Source organism: Streptomyces sp. NPDC001381, assembly GCF_042895685.1.
GTDB lineage: Bacteria > Actinomycetota > Actinomycetes > Streptomycetales > Streptomycetaceae > Streptomyces.
On sequence record NZ_JBIAWO010000020.1, the window covers coordinates 26759 to 48542 of the forward strand.

The 21784-nt window shown below is 74.3% G+C and carries 12 protein-coding genes; 2 read left to right on the plus strand and 10 right to left on the minus strand.

Annotated elements, in window-relative coordinates:
* The first annotated feature begins 276 nt into the window (after positions 1 to 276).
* Both ACFY2L_RS38520 and ACFY2L_RS38525 read left to right on the plus strand, forming a co-directional pair.
* Complete coding sequence (locus ACFY2L_RS38520; RefSeq protein ID WP_390824662.1) at positions 277 to 1194, plus strand: ABC transporter ATP-binding protein; 918 nt, start codon at positions 277 to 279, stop codon at positions 1192 to 1194.
* Positions 1191 to 2375: an ABC transporter permease gene (locus tag ACFY2L_RS38525; RefSeq protein WP_390657090.1), complete on the plus strand. Its 1185-nt coding sequence runs from the start codon at positions 1191 to 1193 to the stop codon at positions 2373 to 2375. The genes ACFY2L_RS38520 and ACFY2L_RS38525 overlap by 4 nt, the downstream gene beginning before the upstream one ends.
* A 95-nt stretch (positions 2376 to 2470) precedes the next feature.
* On the opposite strand, the gene ACFY2L_RS38530 is transcribed toward ACFY2L_RS38525, so the two are convergent.
* From ACFY2L_RS38530 to ACFY2L_RS38575, 10 genes are all read right to left on the minus strand, one after another.
* On the minus strand, positions 2471 to 3124 hold the full coding sequence (locus ACFY2L_RS38530; protein ID WP_390657089.1) for a nitroreductase family protein: 654 nt from the start codon (positions 3122 to 3124) through the stop codon (positions 2471 to 2473).
* Positions 3121 to 4020 (minus strand): hypothetical protein, encoded by a 900-nt coding sequence (locus ACFY2L_RS38535; protein WP_390657088.1) that lies wholly within the window; start codon positions 4018 to 4020, stop codon positions 3121 to 3123. The genes ACFY2L_RS38530 and ACFY2L_RS38535 overlap by 4 nt, the downstream gene beginning before the upstream one ends.
* 58 nt (positions 4021 to 4078) lie before the next feature.
* A complete protein-coding gene (locus tag ACFY2L_RS38540) occupies positions 4079 to 5062 on the minus strand; it encodes a ScbA/BarX family gamma-butyrolactone biosynthesis protein (RefSeq protein WP_390824663.1) in 984 nt (327 codons plus the stop codon).
* Positions 5063 to 5075: 13 nt separating this feature from the next.
* Entirely contained in the window at positions 5076 to 6020 is a 945-nt protein-coding gene (locus ACFY2L_RS38545; RefSeq protein WP_390657086.1) for a nucleoside-diphosphate kinase, read from the minus strand.
* Entirely contained in the window at positions 6017 to 7108 is a 1092-nt protein-coding gene (locus ACFY2L_RS38550) for an SDR family oxidoreductase (RefSeq protein WP_390824664.1), read from the minus strand. The genes ACFY2L_RS38545 and ACFY2L_RS38550 overlap by 4 nt, the downstream gene beginning before the upstream one ends.
* 37 nt (positions 7109 to 7145) lie before the next feature.
* Positions 7146 to 8798 (minus strand): hypothetical protein, encoded by a 1653-nt coding sequence (locus ACFY2L_RS38555; RefSeq protein WP_390824665.1) that lies wholly within the window; start codon positions 8796 to 8798, stop codon positions 7146 to 7148.
* Complete coding sequence (locus tag ACFY2L_RS38560) at positions 8795 to 11563, minus strand: phosphoenolpyruvate synthase (RefSeq protein ID WP_390824666.1); 2769 nt, start codon at positions 11561 to 11563, stop codon at positions 8795 to 8797. The genes ACFY2L_RS38555 and ACFY2L_RS38560 overlap by 4 nt, the downstream gene beginning before the upstream one ends.
* A 119-nt stretch (positions 11564 to 11682) precedes the next feature.
* Entirely contained in the window at positions 11683 to 12891 is a 1209-nt protein-coding gene (locus ACFY2L_RS38565) for a cytochrome P450 (RefSeq protein ID WP_390824667.1), read from the minus strand.
* Positions 12892 to 12940: 49 nt separating this feature from the next.
* Positions 12941 to 13999 carry a beta-ketoacyl-ACP synthase III gene (locus ACFY2L_RS38570; protein ID WP_390657081.1) on the minus strand — a complete coding sequence of 353 codons (1059 nt, stop codon included), beginning with the start codon at positions 13997 to 13999 and terminating at the stop codon, positions 12941 to 12943.
* A 329-nt stretch (positions 14000 to 14328) separates the two neighbouring features.
* Complete coding sequence (locus ACFY2L_RS38575; protein WP_390824668.1) at positions 14329 to 21771, minus strand: SDR family NAD(P)-dependent oxidoreductase; 7443 nt, start codon at positions 21769 to 21771, stop codon at positions 14329 to 14331.
* Between the last annotated feature and the right edge of the window lie 13 nt (positions 21772 to 21784).

The window sequence follows — 21784 nt, forward strand, 5'->3', positions numbered from 1 at the left end:
GGGCGATTCCCTAGTCTTCGGCGCCGCTGGTGGCCCCGGCCGTCGCGGCTGTGCTGGTGTGGAGGTTCCGAACCGCCCTTGGGCCCACCCGCTCGCGCCGCGGTTCGGCCCTGCCCGGCCGACCTGCGGTGGACGCGTTCACAGCGCCCTGTCACTCCCCCCGGCCCGGCCCCGATCCCTCAACCGATCACGGAGAGACGACAGTCGAGTGATGGACCTTCAGTTCATGTGCGGCGGGGCCGGCTCACGGCCCCGCACGGTCAGGGCGTACGCGTCATGACGGCGGCGATCGTCGCGGACGGCGTCCGCAAGCGGTACGGGGACATCCAGGCCGTCGACGGAGTCTCGCTGCACATCGAGGCGGGCGAGTTCTACGGCATCCTGGGTCCCAACGGCGCGGGGAAGACGACCACTCTGGAGATTCTGGAGGGCGTCCGCGAGCCCGACGAGGGCCGGATCGAGCTGTTCGGCGAGAGCCCCTGGCCGCGCAATCCCAGGCTGCTGAGACGGATCGGCGTGCAGTTCCAGGCGTCGTCGTTCTTCGACAAGCTCACCACGCGCGAGACCATCTGCCTGTTCGCGTCCTTCTACCGGGTCGGTGTCCGGCAGGCCGACGCGATGCTGGAGCGGGTCGGCCTCACCGAGTTCGGCGCCGTGCCGGCCGACAAGCTCTCCGGCGGCCAGGCGCAGCGGCTGTCGATCGCCTGCGGTCTGGTGCACGACCCGGAGATCGTCTTCCTGGACGAGCCCACCGCCGGTCTGGACCCGCAGGCCCGCCGCAATCTCTGGGACCTGCTGCGGGACGTCAACGAGGAGGGCCGCACCCTGGTTCTCACCACGCACTACCTGGACGAGGCCGAGATGCTCTGCGACCGGGTGTCGGTGATGGAGAAGGGCAGGGTGCTCAAGACGGGCGCGCCTGCGGCCCTGATCCGCGAGCTCGACGACATGGTGCGGGTGAGTGTGGAGTCCGGGCTGGTCAAGGCGGACACGCTGCGCGGCGGGTTGGTGGCGGCCGGGGTGGAGAACGCGGTGGTGGAGGACGACGGGATCACGCTGTCGATCGCCACCCACTCCCCCGGGCCGGTGCTGTCGATCCTGGCCGACCACCGGGCGCTGCGCAGCCTTCAGGTGCGCGGCGCCACTCTGGAGGACGTCTTCCTCCAGCTGACCGGACGGGAGTACCGCGCGTGAGTATCGACGAGACGTCCTCTCGCTCCTCCGGAACGGACGCGAAGGCCCCGGCGGAGCGGGAGAAGGCGGCGGTCAAGGCCGGTCCGGGCGGCAAGGGCCCGGTGAAGGACAGACGGCTGAACCCGATCCGCGAGCTGGCCCGGGCGATGATCCTGAGCGTCCTGCGGGACAAGGGCACCATCTTCTTCCTGATGATCTTCCCCATCCTGTTCCTGATGCTGTTCGGCTCGTTGTTCAAGAGCGACGGGACCTCGCACATCAAGGTGGCCCAGGTCGGCGAGGTGCAGGTGCTGGACTCGCTCACCGGATCCCAGCGGGACCAGCTGTCCAAGGCCGCCACGATCACCAAGGTGACGAGCGAGTCTGCGGCGCTGGAGAAGGTGCGCCAGGGGGACTACGATGCGCTGGTCGAGCAGGACGGTGACACCGTCGTGCTGCGCTACAGTCTGGCGGACTCGGTCAAGGGGGCTTCGGCCCGCGCGACCCTGAACGCGGTGCTGGAGCAGGCGAACCTGGCCGCGACCGGGATGACCGCCAAGTACACGCTGAAGGCCAGTCAGGTCGAGGACGAATCGGTCAAGCCCATCCAGTACCTGACGCCTGGTCTGCTGGGCTTCGCCGTCGCCACCAGCGCGGTGTTCAGCACCGCCCTGACGCTGGTGACGCTGCGCCGCAAGAAGATCCTCCAGCGGATGCAGCTGTCGCCGATCCGCCCCTGGGAGGTGGTGGCCGCCCGGATCTCCATGACCATGCTCATGGCACTCACGCAGACGGCCCTGTTCCTGGCGGTGGCGACCCTGCCGTACTTCGGTCTCCAGCTGACCGGCAACTGGTGGCTGGTGGTGCCGTTGGTGGTGTGCGGGACGCTGGCCCTGATGTCGCTGGGCCTGCTCATCGGCTCGCTCACCAGGACCGAGGAGTCCGCGGGCGGTCTCGCCCAGCTGCTGGTGCTGCCGATGTCGCTGCTGTCCGGATCGTTCTTCTCGCTGGACAGCGCCCCGGAGTGGGTGCGGGCGGTGTCGTACGTGATGCCGCTGCACTACCTCGTGGAAGGCGGCGAGTCGGTGCTCAGCCGGGGCGGCGGGGTGCTGGACGTGCTGCCCACGATGGGCGGCATGCTCGCCTTCGCCGCCGTGGTGACCGGGGTGACGCTGCGGTTCTTCAAGTGGAACGAAGGGTGATCCGGCGCTGACGGACGACGTCCGGGGCTCTCCGCCGCGTGGGCGCGGGCGGAGAGCCCCGGACGTTCTCCCCGCCCGCGCCCGACGTCCGGGCGTCAGGCGCGGTGGCCGCCCTGCCAGCCGTCGTGGTGCAGGACTTCTTCGAGCGGCCGCCGGGGCCCGGGGCGGAAGGTGGTGCGCAGCGGATACGCCGTCGGCAGCAGGGCGCCCTGGCGGACGGTGGGCGGCAGGCCCAGCAGGTCGGCGACCTCCCGCTCGCGGTCCAGATGGACGGCCGTCCAGGCGGTCACCAGGCCCCGGCTGCGGGCGGCCAGCGCGTAGTTCCAGGCCGCGGGCAGCAACGACCCCCAGAACCCGGCCTGGTTGCCCTCCGGCAGCCGGCCGTCGGCCGGTTCGAGGCAGGGGATGACCAGGACGGGCACCCGGTGCAGCCGCTCGGCCAGCAGCCGGGCGCCGCTCAGTACGGAGCGGATCCCCTCGGGCTGCTCGTCCAGCCGGCGCAGGGCCGCGCCGTTGCGGTCCTCGAAGGCGGCCCGGTAGACCTCGGCGACGCCGGCGCGGATCCGCGGATCGGTGAGCATCAGCCAGTGCCATCTCTGGCGGTTGTTGCCGTTGGGGGCCTGCAGGGCGACGCGCAGGCAGTCCTTGACCAGTTCCGGGTCCACCGGGCGTTCCAGGTCCAGGCCGCGCCGTACGCAGCGGGTCGTGGTCAGCAGTTCCTCGCCCGACAGGGGAGGCGGAGCGGTCACGGCAGCACCACCGCCCGGACGGCCAGGGCGAGGTACGTGGTCACGACGAAGGCCGTCGCGGTGAGCAGGGGCCAGCCGCCGCGGCGCGCGGTCAGGAACCGCCGGGCGCCCCAGGCCGGCAGGACCGCCGTCAGACAGGGCAGCAGCCCGAGCGCGCCGTCCGGCGCGAACAGGACGACCTGGCAGACGACCGCCCCGGCCGCGAGCGCGACGGTGACCACCGCGCTGCCCCGGGGGCCGAGGTCGGCCGAGTACAGGCGTGCGCCGGGCTCCGCCTCCCAGGCGGTCTTGCGGGCGAACTCGAAGTGCAGGAACACACAGGCGCACAGGACGAGCAGCAGCGCTCCGCGCCGGTCGGCCGTGACGGTCCCGGCGGCGGCCAGGGATCCGTACACATAGACGCCGAGCAGGACCTGCACCGGGTAGGTGACCGCGAGGTTGAGCAGCTGCCGGTCGCGTACCGCCGCCGAGAGGCGTTCCAGGGCGGCGAGGAACAGGCCGTAGCCGAGGGCGGCCAGGATCAGCAGGACGGCCGTGGCGGACAGCGCGGCGTTCAGGCCGGCCGCCACCGCGGTGAGGGCGGCCATCGCGCCGCGCAGTTCGGCGACGGTGATCGCGCCGGTGACCAGCGGCCGGTCCGGGTGGTGGACACGGTCGTACGCGAAGTCCTTCTGCTCGTCCAGCATCCGCAGGAACAGCAGCGCGAGGACGACGCTGACGACCCGTACCCAGGTGGCGCCGGAGGGCCGCCAGGCCGTGCCGGTCAGGGACACGGCGGAGCCCTCCAGGGCGAGGACCCACAGCAGGCCGTAGGTGGCGTAGACGTGGGGCCGGAACATGCGCAGCACGAACCGGCCCAGCCGGGCGGGGACGCGGGACACGGCGACGGTGCTCACCGCGGGACATCCCCTGTCCCGGGTACGGGGTCCGGTGTCTTCGGTGGTGGCGGGCGGCTCAGACACGGGCGTGGGCCGCCAGGCTCGCGAGGGCGCCCGCAGGGCCGGCCGGGTCGCGGTCGGCGAACCCGATGCGGGCCTCGGCGACCAGCGCCCCTGGCTGGTGCAGGGTGCACTCGATGTCGGCTCCCGGCACCACCGGGGCGGTCCTGCACTCCAGCGGCAGGTCCATCTCGGCCAGGCGGCGGAAGCGGGCCCGGAGGCGGACGGGCAGCGCCGTGGGCGCGCGCACCGCGCCGTCGACCAGGGCGGCGGTCAGGGCCAGTTGCCGGAAGGCCTCGAGCTCCAGCATGCCGGGGACGTGGTCGACCCAGTGGTCGTAGAGCGTGGGGTGCGTGGTCGCGGCGACCAGGCGGGCGGTGCGGACGCCGTCGTGGGCGGTGTGCGGGGGCGTGATCACCGCGTTGGCCCGGTTGCGCCGGCCGACCCGGCCCGGGTCGAGGGGGCGTCCGGGCAGCGCGACGGGGGGATCGGACAGGCCGAGGGCGCGCCGCTGCCCGGCTCGCAGACGGGTCCACGCCTGCGGTCGCATCCACACGTAGTCGATGCGGGCCAGCAGGGCCTGGCGGGTGCCGATGGCCGCGGTGAACCGCAGCCGCAGCCCGGTCACCCCGGTCCGGTCGCGCGTCCGGTGCTCGACGCGGACGCCGATGACCGCTTCCGCGGGGGTGTCGCCGCGGACCAGGGCGGCGGGCTCGGGCACCTCGTACTCGACCGCCCGCAACAGGAACTTGTGGCCGAGGGGTATGTCGAGGTAGCGGTGGGCCACCACGAAGATGCCCTGGCGGCAGGCCTCCAGCAACAGCAGGGGGTCGTGATGGGTGCGGGGGCCGAGGACGTCGTCGTAGAAGGGGTGCAGGCGGGGAAGCTGTGCGGCCAGCCGCATCTCGTCCTCGCCGTGGCGCTCCGCGTCGGTCAGGAAGACCTCGGCGATCGCTGCCCGGTGCACCAGCTCCTTCGGGAGTGTCCGGGCGAACTGCATGGCGGCTCCTCGTTCAGTTCAGGGCGCCGCGGAGGGCGTCCAGGTGGCGGCGCCACTGGTCGACGCCGGCCCCGTCCAGCACCGGTGCGCGACCGGGCTGCCGCATGGGGAGCACCTTGGATCCGACGATGACCGTGTCCCACGGATCGATGTCGAGGCCGTGCTCCCAGGCGTGCTCCAGGAGGTGACGCGGGGTGGCGTCGGGGCCGAGACCGGGCCGGCCGGCGAGTGCGGCGCGCAGGCGTTCGGCGGCGGGCTCGAAGTCGAGGTCCCGGGGCTTGGTGTGGGTGTACAGCTCGTCGGCCAGGTCCAGGGCGTGCGGGGTGCGGTCCTCGCCCGCCAGCGCGGAGCGGAAGAGGCGGTCACGTGCGGCGTGGCCGAAGTGCACGGCCAGCTCGCGCAGCACGTCGGCGGGTTCGTCGGGGGTGTGCACGAGGTTGAGCAGGTAGCTGTAGCGGCCGAGCAGATGGCGGAGCTGGCCGGGCACCCGGGCCTCGGGGTCGGTGGGGCCCTTCAGCGCGGTGAGGCGGACCGAGGCCGGGATGTCGCTGTCGCGCCCGGGGCGGACGAGCAGGACGAGGGCGTCCGCGTCCTCCAGGAAGAGCGCGGCGAGCCGCCTGCGGTAGGGGGTGGCGAGGTTCCACTGGAAGTACCACAGGGAGCGGATCATGGTCCGGGTCAGCCGGGTGGTCGCCGCGCCGACGATCCGGAAGTCCTGTTCGGCCAGCCACTCCACGGCCGCGTCCAGCGTCCGCGTCACCACGGCGTCGGGCTTCAGCAGCAGCGCGGCGTGGCGATGGGCGAAGCCGGTGACGTCGTCGGTGAGGGCGGCGAGCTGTTCGTAGCTCTCCTGGTAGTAGGTGTCCGCTCCGTAGAGCCGCTGCTTCCCGGGGTGGCAGGTGAGCAGGGGCGAGACGGGGATGCCGTACGCCGGCTCGGGGTGGTCGGAGTGGGTCATCGCGGGGTGCTCCCGTTCTTCCGGGCGGCGGTCGGTTCCCGGGGCGGGGGCGCACCGAGGTAGCCGACCTTCAGGCAGTGGTCGAGGAGGCGGCGCAGATACGGGCGTCCGCCCGCGTACGCCGGACGGCCGCTGAAGGCGGCGGCCCGGCTGTCGTCGAAGCGGATGCGGCGCCGGAAGTAGGTGTCGTAGAGGGAGATGACACGGTCGTAGTAGGGGCGTTCGCGGTCGGACAGGGCCGACGCGGAGAACGCGGCCGGGGGGACGAACCTGGCCACCCGGAAGGACGGGTACTCGGCGAGGACGTCGGAGAAGTCCCGCAGGGTCAGTGTCTGGCCGACCGCGTGCAGGGTGAGGCCCTCGGCGCCCTCGAAGCGGGTGGTGGCCTCCGTCACCAGGTCGGCGACGTGGTCGACCGGCACGAGGTCCAGGGCGGCGTCGTAGTGGCCCGGTACGGTGCGCACCAGGCCCCTGGTGATGATCTTGAGCACGGGGTAGACGGTCTTGAAGTCGCGGGAGCGGCCGGTGCGGGCGGCGCCGGTGACGATGCTGGGGCGTACCACCGCCACCGGCAGGCCCTCCGCGGCGGCCTTGCGGACCAGGGTCTCCGCGGCCAGCTTGCTCTTCTCGTAGCCGTTGCCGGGCTGCTGGCCGACGTCGAGCTCGTCCTCCAGGGCCACCCCGTCGCGCTCCCCGCACACATAGGCCGTGCTGACGTGCACCAGCGGGGTGCGGTGGGCCAGGGCGAGGTCCAGGACGTGCCGGGTGCCGGCGACGTTGATGCTCTCGTACCGCTCCTCGGGCAGTCCGAAGTCGGTGACGGCGGCGCAGTGCACGATCCGGTCGGCGGTGGCGACGAGCCGCCGGTCGTCCTCGGTGAGCCCGAGGCCGGGACGGGTGACGTCACCGGTGATCCGGGTGAGGGTGCCCGGGCCGGGGGCGAGTTTCCTGCCGTTGTTGCGGACGATGTCGCCGTTGCTGTGCAGCAGGGTGAGCACGGTGTGGCCCGCGCCGGTGAGCCGGGCGGTCACCTCCGCGCCCACGAAGCCGCTGGCGCCGGTCACCAGCACCGTCATCGTGTCGGCCATCGGTCGATCCTCCAGGAGGGGTGGGTCGGCGGCGTGCTCAAGCGGCCTGGTGGGGCTGGGCCCCGTTGCTGGCGAGCAGGTCACGGGCTTCCTCGAGGGGCAGTTCCGCGTCGAGGTAGGCGCCGATGCGCAGCCAGTCGTAGCCGAGTTCCAGCGTGGCCCGCCAGGTGTCCGCCGAGTCGAAGGAGAGGGGGAAGGCGTCGGCGCCCGCCGTGCCCCGCACCAGGGCGACGTAGTCGCGCAGCTCGGCGAGGACGTCGTCACCGAGCTCCGCCGAGTCGATGGTGCGGCGCAGCAGTTCCTCGGCGCGGGCGCGGAAGTGCCGGGCGGCGGGCGGCAGCAGGTCGACACGGCGGACCAGGTCGGAGTCGGCGGGCAGCGGGTTGACGCCGTACGCGCTGAACAGGCCGCGCAGCGCTGCGTGCACGGCGCGGCGGGCGGTGAGTTCGGCGACCCGCCACTGTCCGCGCTGGAGGGCCCCGGTCAGGTCCTCGACGGCGTTCTCGACGACGACGTTGGACCACACCAGGGCCATGGTGGCGGCGGCGAACCGCTCGGCGGGCAGCGGCACCAGGTCGATGGCGTCGGGGCCGGTGACGGCCGCGCCGCGCACCGACAGCAGCGGCTGCGCGGTGGACGGCGGCGGGGTGACGGGGCCGGGGGGCGCGGCGAGCGGCAGCGTCGGGGTGACGGTGCCGCCGCCCTTCCAGGCCAGCCGGATCAGCCCGTAGCGCACGAACGCGGCCAGCAGCGGGCCGGGTCGGGCGACGCCGGTGTCCGAGGCCGCGGCCAGGACCTGGGGCAGCGGCCGGCCCAGGACGAGGGAGCGCCAGACCGCTCCGGCGCGCTCGCCGAGGGCGAACACCTCGCGCCGGCCTCGGACGACGTGCACGCGCTCGTCGGTCTGCCAGGTGGTCACCCCGGCGACGCGTTCGACGGTGAGCCGCTCGGGCCGGAAGGGGACGCCGGTGAGGCCGAGTTCGCCGGCGAAGGCGAGGCAGGCGGTGAGGTGCGCGCGGGCCGCGTCGGCGTCGCCCGGTGCGGGGGCGGCCGTCTCCAGCTCCCAGTAGCGGTCGCGCACGTCGGGGCGGTCGGTTCGGTCGAGCTGCATGGACAGCCACTTGGGTTCGAGGTACGTCTCGCCCTGTCCGGCCGCCCACGACTTGATCGTCTGGACGAGTCCGGCGCGGGTCCAGTCGACCGCCTCGTCGGTCTCGCCGAGGCACAGCAGCGCCATCGCGTGCCGCAGGGACTGCCGGGCCTGGTGCGCCCACCAGTCGGCGGCGATCCGGGCGAACCGCTCCGCCGGCAGCATCGCCTTGACCTGGTCGACCAGGGCGTGGCCGCGCAGCGGGTGGCTGTTGAGCAGGCGCTGGCACCGGTTGAGCAGGTCCTCGGAGAGCCGGCCCGGTCGCCCGGCGCCCTCCTCCAGGGCGCGGAACTGGTCGGTGAGCTGTCGGACCGACCGGGTGCGGATCTCCACCCGGCGGCCGTCGACGAAGAGCAGCGACGGCATGGTGGGCAGGTCGGCTTCGGACCGCGCGATGAGCAGGAAGTCGATGTCGGAGGAGGGGTTGCCGAAACCCTCCGCGATGGAGCCTTCGAGCACCACCGCCCAGTCGGCGCCCGGAGGGAGTTCGGCGAGCGACTTGTCGAGCAGGTCCTGCAGCTGGCCCTCGGTGAGGATCACGGGTGTGTCTCCGTCCTGGGGGTGTCCGGGGTCTCGGCGGCCGCGCCGCCGTCGGGCGGGTCGGCGAGCACGGTGACCGTGCCGGCGGCGCCGTCGACGCGCAGGAGGCTGCCGGTGCGGATCTCGGTGGTGGCGTTCCTGACCTGCACCACCGTCGGGATCCCCAGTTCCCGGGCCACGACGGCGACATGGGTCAGCGGGCTGCCGCGTTCGATGACCAGGGCGGCGGCCGAGGGCAGCGCGGCCACCCAGCCGGGGTCGGTGCGGTAGGTGAGCAGGATGCCGCCGCCGATGTCACGGGGGGTGTCGGTGACCACCGCGGAGCCTTCGACGACTCCGGGGCAGCAGGGGGTGCCGCGCAGTTCGCGGGCGCCGCTGCGGGCGGCGGGTCCGCTGTTCCAGCCGGCCCGTTCCAGGTTGCCCGACCAGTACGGGGCGCCTCGGGTCGTGAAGCGGGCCGGCGCGTGGAGCTCGGCGTCCGCGGCGAGCTGTGTCCTTCGCAGGGCGGCCAGTTCCTTCAGTTCGGTATGGGCGATCATGCCTTCGTAGGCGCCCCGGACCTCCTCCAGACGCAGCATGAACACGTCGTCCCAGGCGCTGAGGGCGCCCTTGCGGGCGAGGTCGCGGCCCAGGGCGCGCAGCATGCGTTTCGCGGCGCCGAAGGCGCGGGTGCGGCAGAACCTGAGCCGTTCCCGGTCGGTGAGCGCGGCCCGGGCCTTGCGCCGCACCCGCTCGTACACCCAGCGGCGGGGACCGCGCAGATGCCGGTCGAGGTACGCGTCGGCCTCGCCGCGGTGCTCGCCGGCGCCGCCGCCCCGGGTCTCGGGCAGGGCGTCGCGCAGCAGGGTGAACAGTCCGGCCGGGTTCTCGTACAGGTCGGGGACCTCGAGCTTGAGTTCGTCGGGGCTGCGGTAGCCGTAGGAGGCGACGTAGGCGTCGACGGCGGCCACGACGCCGGTGTGGCCGGCCTCGGCCAGCGCCTGGTAGGCGTCGGCGTCGGGGGTGTGCTCCAGCAGGTGCCGCGCCTCGTCGTCCGCGCGCACCGTCGCGGCCAGTTCGGCCAGCGCCCAGGCCGGTTCGGCGGATTCGACGTCGCCGCCGGGTGCGGCCGCGGCCCAGGTGAACCACTCGGGGGCGTCGGGCAGCCACCGGCGGGTGAGCAGGGCCAGCAGGCCGACGGAGAGCAGGATCGTGGCGTCCAGGGCCTGCATGGGGCCCCATTTCTCGATGAGTTCCCTCTGCAGCCGGCGGAAGCGGCGATAGGTCTCGTCGCCGGGCAGCGCGTCGTAGTCGACGTTGTTGAAGACCTCGTACGCCCGGTAGAAGTCCCGGTGGAAGATCTCCACCGACCTCCCGATGGTCAGGAAGCGCCTGGCGAACACGGCCGTTCGGGCCGACCGCGAGAGACGGCCGCGCAGTCCGGGCCGGGGTGTGAAGGGGTGCAGTGCGTCGGCGGTCTCGTCGGAGATGCTCTCCGCGACGCCCAGCGACTTCTCCAGCACCCGGCGGTTGAGCGGGTACAGCGGTGCCAGGCGCACCATGCGGTACCAGTGGTACAGGTTGTAGTAGACCCGCCCGTGGACATAGCCGAGCAGGTGCGGGGTCCACTCCTGGACCTCGCGCAGCTGCTCGCCCCTGACGCCGAGCGCGCGGGCGTAGCTCTCGTACACCTTGGCGTAGGTGTCGGCGGCGAAGCTGTAGGTGAGCGGGGAGACGACGCCGCTGAAGCTCTCGATGATGTTGGAGTTGTCCCAGATCCGCAGCTCCCCCTCGGGTTCCTGCGCGGTGCCGGGATCTCGGCCGAGGGTGGTGACGGGGCGGCTCTGCAGGAGCCAGAGGGTGCCGTCGGCGATGGCCCATTCGATGTCCTGCGGGGCGCCGTAGTGCTCGGTCGCGCGGACCCCGGCCGCGTGCAGCAGGGCGAGGTCGTCGGCGGTCAGGGACAGCGCCTCGCGGTCCTCGTCGGCGACCGGCGACACCCGGCAGCCCGGTCCGGCGCCGGCGTCGTAGCGTTCCTGCTTGTCGCCGATCACCGTGCTCAGCGGTTCGCCGGTGGTGGCGTCGAGGACGACGGTGTCGGCGTCGACCGCCCCGGAGACCAGCCCCTCCCCCAGCCCGTGGACGGCGCTGACCACATGGCGGTCGGTCCGGCCGGTCGTCGGATCGGCGGTGAAGAGCACGCCGCTGCGCTCGGCGGGCACCATGCGCTGGACGACGACGGCGACGCCCGCGGTGCCGGGCGGCAGTCCGCGCTGTGCCCGGTAGAGCAGGGACCGCTCGGAGAATCCGGAGGCCCAGCACCGGCGGACGTGGGCCATGACCTGGTCGAGGCCGCGGACGTTGAGGTAGCTGTCGAACTGGCCGGCGAAGGAGTGTTCGGTGCCGTCCTCCTCCTGTCCGGACGAGCGGACCGCGACCAGGCCGCCGCCGGCCTGCCGGTAGGCCAGGGCGATGGCCGAGGCGGTGCGCTCGTCGAGGGGTGTCGCCTCGATCAGGGCGGCGATCTCGGCGGCGACCCGCCCGGCCGTGGTGTCCCGGCCGTCGGCGAGCAGCCGGGCCAGCCGGTCGTCGAGTCCGCCGCTCCGGGAGAAGCCGGCGAAGACGTCGAGGCCGATCACCGACCAGTCCGGCACCTGGAAGCCGGCCGTGGTCAGGGCGTGCAGGTTTCTGCCTTTTCCGCCGGCGCACCGGGCGATCAGGGACTCCTCACTGGAGGGCGACAGAACGCCGAGGGACTGGCGTTCGGATTCCGTGGTGAGCGACAACGTGATTCCTTCGCTTGGCTTGCGCTCGACCTCACCGGAAGTTCTCACGGCGGGGCCGGGCGAAACCTTTCGAGGGGGGCGCGGTGACAACTTCGCTGAAAAGCGACGGTCGTTCGGACTCAGGTCAGGACGACCGGCAGGCTCTGGTGACCGCGCAGGACAAGCCGGTCACGGCGGACCGGACCCGCCCCGGGGGCCGGGCGCAGAGCGGGGAACCGCGCGAGCAGTCGGCTGAAAGCGGTGGCCGCCTCCAGCCGGGCCAGCATGGCGCCGAGGCAGTGGTGCGCTCCCCCGCCGAAGCTGAGCGGCTGGATGTCCTGACGGTGGGGGTCGAAGCGGTCCGGGTCCTCGTATCGGGCGGGATCGCGGTTGGCGGCGCCCAGGAGGAGCACCACATGACTGCCCGCCGGCACCGGCACGCCCCCGACGCGGACACCGTCGGTCAGCACGATCCGGTTGCTCACCTGCACCGGTGAGTCGTGGCGCAGCACCTCGTCCACGAATCCCTGCACCGGGACCGTTCCGGTACGCAGGCCGGCCATCGTCGCGGGGTGTTCGAACAGCAGCTTGAGGCCGTTGCCGAGGAGGTGGGTGGTGGTCTCGAATCCGGCCAGCAGCAGACTGGCGAGGTTCGCCACGAGCTCCTCGTCGTCGTGCAGCACTCCCTCGTCGCGCGCCGTCGCCATGGTGGTGACCAGGTCGTCGCGCGGCTCGGCCCGTCGCTTGTCGGCCAGCTCGGTGAAGTACCGGTGGACCTCGAGCGCCGCACGGTCGGCGGCTTCGAGGCCGGAGGGGTCGGCGAGCAGTTCCAGCGTGGCCATCAGGTCGGCGGCGTGGCCCCGGAAGCGGTGCCGGTCCTCGACGGGGACTCCCAGCAGGTCGCAGATGACGTGGGCGGGCAGGGGGAAGGCGAAGGCGTCCATGAAGTCCAGAGGGGTGGAGCCGGCCTCCGCGAGGGTGTCGAGCAGGGCGTCGGTGATGCCGGCGACACCCGCTTCCAGGGCCGCGACCCGCCGGGCGGTGAAGAGCTGGGCCATCGACGAACGCAGCCGCCCGTGGTGGGGCGGGTTGGCGACCAGGAGGGACCGGCTCAGCAGGGCCAGCGAGGGGTGTCCGGCGAGGTCGGCGCCCCAGGTCACGAGAGCGATGTCGGCGCCCAGGCCCGGGCTGCGCAGCGCCTGCCGGCAGGCCTCGTAGCCACTGACCAGCAGCAGGCCGTCACCGGCCGGCACGGCGGGTCCCAGTTCGCGGGCGCGCTCGTACAGCGGGTAGGGATCGGCTCGTCCCTCAGGCGTCAGCAACTGGGCGACGATCGACTGCGCGTCCAACGTTCCTCCTGGTGACCTGGTGGTGGGGCCTCGGGCGTCGGCGCGGTGATCAGGGCGTGCCGGTGTCCGTCCCGGCGGAGGCGGCCGCGGGTGCCGGCGACGCCGTCCGGTGCGGGGCGAGGCGGGGCCAGACCAGAGCCATCGATCCCCAGGTGAGGCCGCCGCCGAAGCCGGCCAGCACCACCTTGTGCCCGGGGCGCAGCTCACCGGAGGCGACTCCGTCGGCCAGGGCCAGCGGAATCGAGGCGGCGACCGTGTTGCCCCGCACCTCGATGTTGGAGAGGAACCGCTCCGGCGGCAGGCCGAGCCGCCGGGCGACCGCTTCGAGGATCCGGGCGTTGGCCTGGTGCAGCACGAAGGAGTCGATCTCGGCGAGGTCCCATCCGGTGCGCCGGGCGGTCTCCCGCACCGACTCCGCCATCCGCCGTACCGCCTGCGCGTAGACGGTCTGCCCCTGCATGGTGAAGTAGGTGTCCTCGGTCTTGGCGGGCAGCCCCGTGGACCGCTGCCGGGACCCGCCGGCCGGCACCTCGATCAGATCGCTGAGGCTGCCGTCGCTGCCGAGGTTCAGCCCGGTGAGCGCACCGGGCTCGGTGGGCGACCCGGTGCGCAGCACCACCGCGCCACCGCCGTCACCGAAGATCACCCGGGTCGAGCGGTCGTCCGGGGCGAGGAGCGTGGAGAACGCGTCCGCGCCGACGACCAGCACGCTCCGGGCGGCGCCCAGCGCGACCATTCCGGCGCCCGTCGCGAGGGCGTACACGAAACCGGTGCACACCGCCGCCACGTCGAACGCCGGGACCGGGCCCAGTCCCAGCCGGGCGGCCACCTCGGGCGCGGTCGCGGGACAGTGCCGGTCCGGGGAGCTGGTGGCGAGGACCACCGCGTCGACGCCCTCCAGCCCGGCGGACGACAGGGCCCGCCGTCCGGCCTCCACGGCCAGGTCGCCGGTGGACTGCCCCGGCGAGACCCAGCGGCGCTCCCGGATGCCGGTACGGCGGTGAATCCACTCGTCGCTGGTGTCGAGGACCTCCGCCAGCTGGTCGTTGGTGACGACGGTGGGGGGAACCCAGCCCCCGAGTCCGGCGACGACTGCCGCTCGTTCCATGGCCTCCAGCTCCTTTCACAGCCCGATGGCCGCACCGGGACCGGAAAGCGGCCCGAGCTCAACCATTCACCGAACACCGGCTCACATCCGCCGATCTCGGCTTGTGTTAGGTGAAGCCCTATATCTCGGGCGGCGCCCGACGTCCCGTCGGCGGCGGGAGGGACCCCATGACGGCATGCGGGCGCGCAACTCGGCGGTGGCGGACCGGAGTCCGGCCTCACCGTGTCCGAGCCGTGCACCCTCCAGCGGGCCGGCGGGGCCGGAACGCACCGGCCCCGCCGTCCCCGCCGTCCCGGAAGAAGGGACCGCGGTCCGCCGCCGTCGTCCCGTCAGGCGGATCCGAACTGCTTGTCGATGAAGTCGAAGAGGTCGTCGTCGCTGGCCGCGTCGATGCGCTCCTCGACCTCCGTCTCCGGGGACCCACCGGGGCCGTGCGCGGCGGACGTCACCGCGGTCGTGGCGGGCACCGCCGTGTCCAGTGCGGACAGCAGCCCGCGCAGCCGGTCGGCCAGCGCGGAACGCGCCGTCTCGTCACCGGCGATCTCCGCCAGCACGCCTTCCATCCGGTCGAGTTCGGCCAGCATCGGCTGTACGGCCGCCGCGGCGCCCGGCGCGGTCTCGGCCCGCAGGTGACGGGCCAGCCCGAGGGGCGTCGGGTAGTCGAACAGCAGGGTGGCCGGCAGCCGGAGCCCGGTGGCGGAGTTGAGCCGGTTGCGCAGCTCGACGGCGGTCAGCGAGTCGAAGCCCATCTCCAGGAAGCCGCGTTCGGGGTCCACCGCCTCGGAGTCGGCGTAGCCGAGGACGGCCGCCGCGTGGTCGCGGACGAGATCCGCCAGCACCGCGAGGCGCGCCTCGGCGTCCAGCTCGGCGAGCCTGCGGCGCAGCCGCTCGGCGGGCGCCGCCCCGTCGGCGGCGGCCTCGCGCCGGCCGGGGGCGGGCTTGACGAGGGACCGCAGCAGGGCCGGGACCTCCCCGTCGGGCGTCCGCAGCCCGGCCGTGTCGAAGCGGGCCGGGACCAGCACGGCCCGGTCGGTGGCCACGGCGGCGTCGAAGAGGCCGAGGGCCTGCTCGGACGGGATCGGGACGACTCCGCCGCGCGCCATCCGCACCAGGTCGGCCTGGTCCAGCTTGCCCGTCATGGCCGACCGCTCCTCCCACAGGCCCCACGCCAGGGACTGGGCGGGCAGACCGTGGGCGCGCCGCTGCCGGGCGAAGGCGTCGAGGAAGGCGTTGGCCGCGGCGTAGTTGCCCTGCCCCGAGCCGCCGAGGACACCGGCGAGCGACGAGTAGAGCACGAAGGCGCGCAGCTCGCTGTCCCTCGTCAGCTCGTGCAGATGCAGCGCGGTGTCGGCCTTGGCGGCGAGCACCGTGTCGAGCCGCTCCGGGGTGAGGGAGCCGATGACGCCGTCGTCGAGGACGCCGGCGGTGTGCACCACGGCGGTCAGCGGGTGCTCCGCGGGGACCGTGGCGAGCAGCGCGGCCAGCGCCTCCCGGTCGGAGGTGTCGCAGGCGACGAGTTCGGCCCGGGCACCGAGCGCGGTCAGGTCGTCGAGGAGTTCCCGCGCACCGGGCGCGGCGGGGCCGCGGCGGCCGGCGAGCAGCAGGTGCCGGGCACCGTGCCGGCCGGCCAGGTGCCGGGCGAGGAGGCCGCCGAGCGCGCCGGTGGCCCCGGTGACCAGGACCGTGCCGTCCGGGTCGAGCAGCGTGCCGGTGCCGCCGTCCGCCGTCGAGGTCAGCCGGGCACGGACCAGCCTCGGCACCCGCGACTCGCCCTTGCGCAGGGCGATCTGCGGTTCCTCGTGGCGGGCCGCGGCGGACAGCGCCCGGTACGACTCCTGGGCGCCGTCCCAGTCGAGGAGCACGAACCGTTCCGGGTTCTCGGTCTGCGCCGTGCGCACCAGACCCCAGACGGCCGCCGCCACCGGGTCGGGCGCCCGGTCGCCGTCGTGCACGGTCACGGCGTGCCGGGTGACGAGCACCAGCCGCGTCGCGTTGAAGGTGTCGTCGGCGAGCCAGTCCTGCAGCAGCCGCAGCACACGGCCGGTCGTCCGGCGCACCGCGGCGGCCAGGTCGGTTCCGGCCGGCAGGCCCGCCTCGTCGTCAGCGAGGCCGGGCACGGCGGCCAGCACCGTCCCGGGCACCGGAAGACCGCCCGCGGCGACGGCGTGGGCGAGGCCGGCGAGGTCGGGGTGGGGTGCGGCGGCGAGCCCGGCGGCCGTCAGGGCCTCCCCGAGGGCGGGGTCGACGTCGCCGTCCAGGACGGCGAAGCCGGTGGAGGCGGTCCGGGCGGGGGCGGCGGCGGGTGTCACCCACTCCAGTTCGTGGAGATGACGGGCGGCGGCACGGGCGTCCCCGAGCTGCCCGGCGGGCAGCGGACGCAGGGTCAGCCGGCTGACCGTGGCGACGGGGCTGCCGGCGGGATCCGTGACGGTCAGCGCGACCGTGTCGGGTCCGGCCGGTACGAGACGCACCCGCAGCGCACCCGCTCCGGGCGCGTGCAGGCGTACGCCGGTCCAGCTGAAGGGCATGAGCGCGGTCCCTGAGGCGGCGCCGGCGGTCAGTCCGACGGTCTGCAGGGCGGCGTCCAGCAGGGCCGGGTGCAGCCCGTACCCGCCGGCGTCGGCGGCGACCCCGGCGGACGGTTCGACCTCGGCGTACACCTCCTCGCCGAGCCTCCAGGCGGCGGTCAGCCCCTGGAACGCGGGTCCGTAGCCGAAGCCGCCCGCGGCGAAGCGGTCGTAGATCCCGTCCACCGCGATCTCCTCGGCGCCCTGCGGCGGCCACGGCCCGACCGGGACGTCGACCGCCGGGTCCGCCGGGTCGGCCGTGGTGCCGAGCTGTCCCAGCGCGTGACGGGTCCAGGGCTCGTCGTCCGCCGCGTCGTCCGGCCGGGAGTGCACGGTCACCCCGCGCACTCCCTGCTCGCCGGGTTCGCCGACGGTGACCTGGAGGTGGACGGCACCCTGTTCGGGCAGCACGAGCGGTGCCTCCAGGGTGAGTTCGTCGACGGCGGCACAGCCGACCCGGTCGGCCGCCAGCAGCGCCAGCTCCAGGAAGGCGGTGCCGGGCAGGATCGCGGCGCCGGAGACCGCGTGGTCGGCGAGCCAGGGGTGGCTGCTGAGCGACAGCCGTCCGGTGAGCAGGTAGCCGTCGCCGCCCGCCAGGGTCGTGCCCGCCGCGAGCAGGGGATGCTCGCCGGCGGAGAGCCCCGCCGCGGCGAGGTCCGGCACGCGGGGTTCGGCGTCGAGCCAGTACCGGGCGCGCTGGAAGGCGTACGTCGGCAGATCGGCCCGGCGCACCGGACGGCCGGCGAAGAACGCGGCCCAGTCGGGGCCCGCGCCGTGCACGTGAAGGGTGGCGAGGGCGGTCGTGAGCGCGGTCTCCTCGGGCCGGTCGCGGCGCAGCAGCGGAGTGACGACGGCGGCCTGCGGTTCGGCGAGACAGTCCCGGGTCATGGCGGTGAGCACCGCGTCGGGGCCCAGTTCGAGGTACGCGGTCACCCCCTGCCGCTCCAGGGTCGCGACGGCGTCGGCCCAGCGGACCGTGGCGCGGACATGGCGGACCCAGTACTCGACGTCCTCCAGCTGCCCGGAGTCGGCGAGTTCACCGGTGAGGTCGCAGACGACGGGAACGCTCGGGGGCGCGTACGTCGTCTCGCGGGCGACGGCGGCGAAGCGGGCCTGCATCGGTTCCATCCGCGGCGAGTGGAAGGCGTGCGACACGGTCAGCCGCTTGGTGCGCAGGCCGGCCTCGCGCCACGCCTGGGCGAGTTCCTCCACGGCCTCCTCGTCGCCGGAGACGACCACGGAGGCCGGCCCGTTGACGGCGGCGAGGGACACCCGGTCCTCGTAGGTCCGCAGGGCCTGCGCGACCTCCGTCTCGCCCGCCTGCACGGCCAGCATGGCCCCGCCGTCCGGAAGTTGCTGCATCAGCCGGCCGCGTGCGGCGACCAGACGGCAGGCGTCGGCGAGGTCGAACACCCCGGCGACATGGGCGGCGGCCAGCTCGCCGATGGAGTGGCCGACGACGAGGTCCGGTCGCAGACCCCAGTGTTCCAGCAGCCGGAACTGGGCCACTTCCAGGGCGAACAGCCCGGCCTGGGTGTAGGCGGTGCGGTCGAGCAGCTCGGCGTCGGGCGAACCGGCCGGGGCGAACATCACCTCCTTCAGGGGCCGTTCGAGTTCGCGGTCGAGTTCGGCGCAGACGGCGTCGAGGGCGTCGGCGAACACGGGGTGGGCGGCGTACAGGTCACGGCCCATCCCCGGGCGCTGACTTCCCTGACCGCTGAAGAGGAACGCGGTGCGCCCGCCACGGCGCCGCACTCCGCGCACCAGCCCGGGGGCCTCCCGGTCCTCGGCCAACGCCCTGACGGCGGCCAGGAGTTCGTCCCGGTCACGGCCGACGGCGGCCGCCCGGTGGTCGAATCCGGCCCGGCCGAGGGCGAGCGAGTGCGCGATGTCGACGGGCGCGGCGGTCTCCTGCCGCTCCGGGTCCTCCAGATGGGCGAGCAGCCGGACGGCCTGGGCGCGCAGGGCGTCGGCGCCGCGGCCGGAGAGCACCCAGGGGACGACGGCACCGCCGGGGCCCACCGGGACGGGCGCTCCTTCCGGTGACGGGCCGTCCTCGCTGGCCGGCCGAGGGGACTCGGCGGGCGGCTGCTCCAGGATCACATGGGCGTTGGTGCCGCTGATGCCGAACGCCGACACACCGGCCCGGCGCGGCCGTCCCCCGGCCTGCGGCCACGCGACGGCCTCCGTCAGCAGCGACACCGCCCCTTCGGTCCAGTCGATCCGGGTCGACGGGCGCTGGGCGTGCAGGGTGCGGGGCAGCATCCCGTGCCGCATCGCGAGCACCATTTTGATCACACCGCCGACACCGGCGGCGGCCTGTGTGTGCCCGATGTTCGACTTCAGCGCGCCGAGGAACAGCGGCCGGTCCTGCGGCCGGTCCTGACCGTACGTCGCCATCAGCGCCTGCGCCTCGATGGGGTCACCGAGCCGGGTGCCGGTGCCGTGCGACTCGACGGCGTCCACGTCGGCGGGGGCGAGCCCGGCGGCGGCAAGGGCCTGCCGGATGACGCGCTGCTGCGCGGGGCCGCTCGGCGCGGTGAGGCCGTTGCTGGCGCCGTCCTGGTTGACCGCCGAACCGGCGAGCACCGCGAGGACGGGGTGGCCGTTGCGGCGGGCGTCGGAGAGCCGCTCCAGCAGCACGACACCGACGCCCTCGGCCCAGCCCGCGCCGTCGGCGTCCTCGGAGAACGCCTTGCAGCGGCCGTCCGCGGACAGCGCCCGCTGCCGGCTGAACTCGATGAAGGTGTCCAGCGAGGAGATCACCGTGACCCCGCCGGCCAGCGCCATGGTGCACTCACCGGCGCGCAGCGCCTGGGCGGCCATGTGCAGGGCCACCAGGGACGAGGAGCAGGCGGTGTCGACGGTGACGGCCGGGCCCTCCAGGCCGAAGGTGTACGAGATCCGCCCCGAGGCCACGCTGCCGGCGCTGCCGGTGGCCAGATAGCCCTCGAAGTCCTTCGGGGCGTGCTGCACCCGGGAGCCGTAGTCGTGGTAGTTGGAGCCGACGAACACCCCGGTGCTGCTGCCGCGCAGGGTCCTGGGGTCGATGCCGGCCCGCTCGAACGCCTCCCACGACGTCTCGAGCAGCAGCCTCTGCTGCGGGTCCACGGCCAGCGCCTCGCGCGGGCTCATCCCGAAGAACTCCGGGTCGAAGTGGTGCGCGTCGTACAGGAATCCCCCGCCGCGGGCGTAGAAGGTGCCCGGACGGTCCGGGTCGGGGTCGAAGGCGCCCTCGAGGTCCCAGCCCCGGTCCTCCGGGAAGGCGGACACGGCGTCACCGCCCCGCGCCAGCAGCCTCCACAGCTCCTCCGGGCCGTCCACCCCGCCGGGGTAACGGCAGCCCATCGACACGATCACCACCGGGTCGTCGTCCGTCGCGGCCGGCCGGGACGCGGCGGCCGGTGCCGGGCCGGTCGCACCGGACGGGACGGCTGCGCCGAACAGGTCGGCGTGCAGTTTCGCGGCGAGCGCGACGGCGGTGGGGTGGTCGAAGACCAGGGTGACCGGCAGCCGGAGGCCGGTGCTCTCGGCGATGGTGTTGCGCAGGGCCACCGCGGTGAGCGAGTCGAAGCCGAGGTCGCGGAAGGCCCGCTCCTCGTCGACCTGGTCGGCGCCGGGGTACCCGAGCGCCGCGGCGGCCAAGGTCCGTACCAGCCCGAGGAGTTCGCGCCGCTGCTCGTCGTACGGCAGGCCCGCGAGGCGCGCCGTGAGCGCGTTGCCGTCACCGCCGTCCGCCAGGGGCACGGTACGCGCCGCGAGGGCCTCCCGCACCTCGGGGAGGTCGGCGAGGACCCGCGGGGCACGGTCGGAGTGGGCGAACGCGTAGGTCTCCCACCGTACGTCGGCCAGGGCCAGCACCGGCTCCCCGGCGGACACGGCCTGCTGCAGCCCGGTCAGGGCCGACTCGGGATCCATGGCGGGCATGCCGGAACGGGCCAGCCGCTCGCCGGTCTCGCCGGAGGCCAGACCGCCGCCGCCCCAAGCGCCCCAGGCGACCGACGTGGCGGGCAGCCCGTCGGCGTGCCGCTGCCGGGCCAGCGCGTCGAGGAAGGCGTTGGCGGCGGCGTAACTGCCCTGCCCGGGGCCGCCGAGGGTGCCGGCGAGCGAGGAGAACAGCACGAACGCGTCCAGTTCCAGGTCCCGGGTCAGCTCGTGCAGATGCAGTGCGGCCGCCACCTTGGGCCGCAGCACGGTCTCCGCCCGCTCGGGGGTGAGGCCGTCCAGCACTCCGTCGTCGAGCACCCCGGCCGCGTGCACGACCGCGGTGAGCGGCTGGTCCTCGGGTACGGCGGCCAGCAGCGCGGCCAGTTGGTCGCGGTCGGCGGCATCGCACGCGACGAGCGAGACCCGGGCGCCGAGCCCGGTCAGCTCGGCCTCCAGTTCGGCCGCGCCGGGCGTGTCCGGGCCCCGGCGTCCGGCCAGCAGCAGATGACCGGCGCCGTTGCGGGCCAGCCAGCGGGCGACATGGGCCCCCACGCCCCCGGTTCCCCCGGTCACCAGCACGGTGCCGTTCGGCTCCCAGCCGGTGGACGCGGGATCGGCCGGCGCGGCCGCCCGTACCAGCCGCCGTGTGAAGAGCCCGGAACCCCGTATGGCCACCTGGTCCTCTTCGGCGGCTCCGGACAGGGCGGCGACCAGCCGGGCCAGGGCACGGTCGTCCAGCTCCGGCGGCAGGTCCACCAGCCCGCCGAAGCGCTGCGGGTACTCCAGAGCGGCGATCCGGCCGAGCCCCCACACCTGCGCCTGGACGGGCGCGGCCGGCCGGTCGGCACGGCCCGTGGACACCGCGCCCCGGGTGGCGATCCACAGCGGCGCGGCCACACCCGCGTCCCCGAGCGCCTGCACCAGGGCGGTGGTGAGGGCGAGCCCGTTGTCGAGCGCGCTGCCCGGAGCGTACGGCGACTCGTCCAGCGCCAGCAGGGACAGCACACCAGCCGGCCGCGCGCCACCGTCGTCGCCGACGACACCGCCGAGCAGGTCGGTGAGCCGCTCCCGGTCGACGCCGGCGGCCACTTCGAGGGTGGTCACCTCGGCGCCGTGGGCCGTCAGACCGCCCGAGAGGGAGATGACGAGGTCGGTGCCGGGGTGTCCCTCCGGCACGACGAGCAGCCAGGTACCGGTCAGGTCGACGGCGCGCGGGTCCTGGGCCACGGGCTTCCAGACCACCTTGTACCGCCAGCCGTCCACCGCCGACCGCGCCACCTGCTCCCTGCGC

Bases quoted from the DNA above. Each gene is read 5' to 3' on its own strand.
- ACFY2L_RS38570 (WP_390657081.1), bottom strand. From the start codon at position 13,999: ATGGAACGAGCGGCAGTCGTCGCCGGACTCGGGGGCTGGGTTCCCCCC.
- ACFY2L_RS38540 (WP_390824663.1), bottom strand. From the start codon at position 5,062: ATGCAGTTCGCCCGGACACTCCCGAAGGAGCTGGTGCACCGGGCAGCG.
- ACFY2L_RS38545 (WP_390657086.1), bottom strand. From the start codon at position 6,020: ATGACCCACTCCGACCACCCCGAGCCGGCGTACGGCATCCCCGTCTCG.
- ACFY2L_RS38520 (WP_390824662.1), top strand. From the start codon at position 277: ATGACGGCGGCGATCGTCGCGGACGGCGTCCGCAAGCGGTACGGGGAC.
- ACFY2L_RS38550 (WP_390824664.1), bottom strand. From the start codon at position 7,108: ATGGCCGACACGATGACGGTGCTGGTGACCGGCGCCAGCGGCTTCGTG.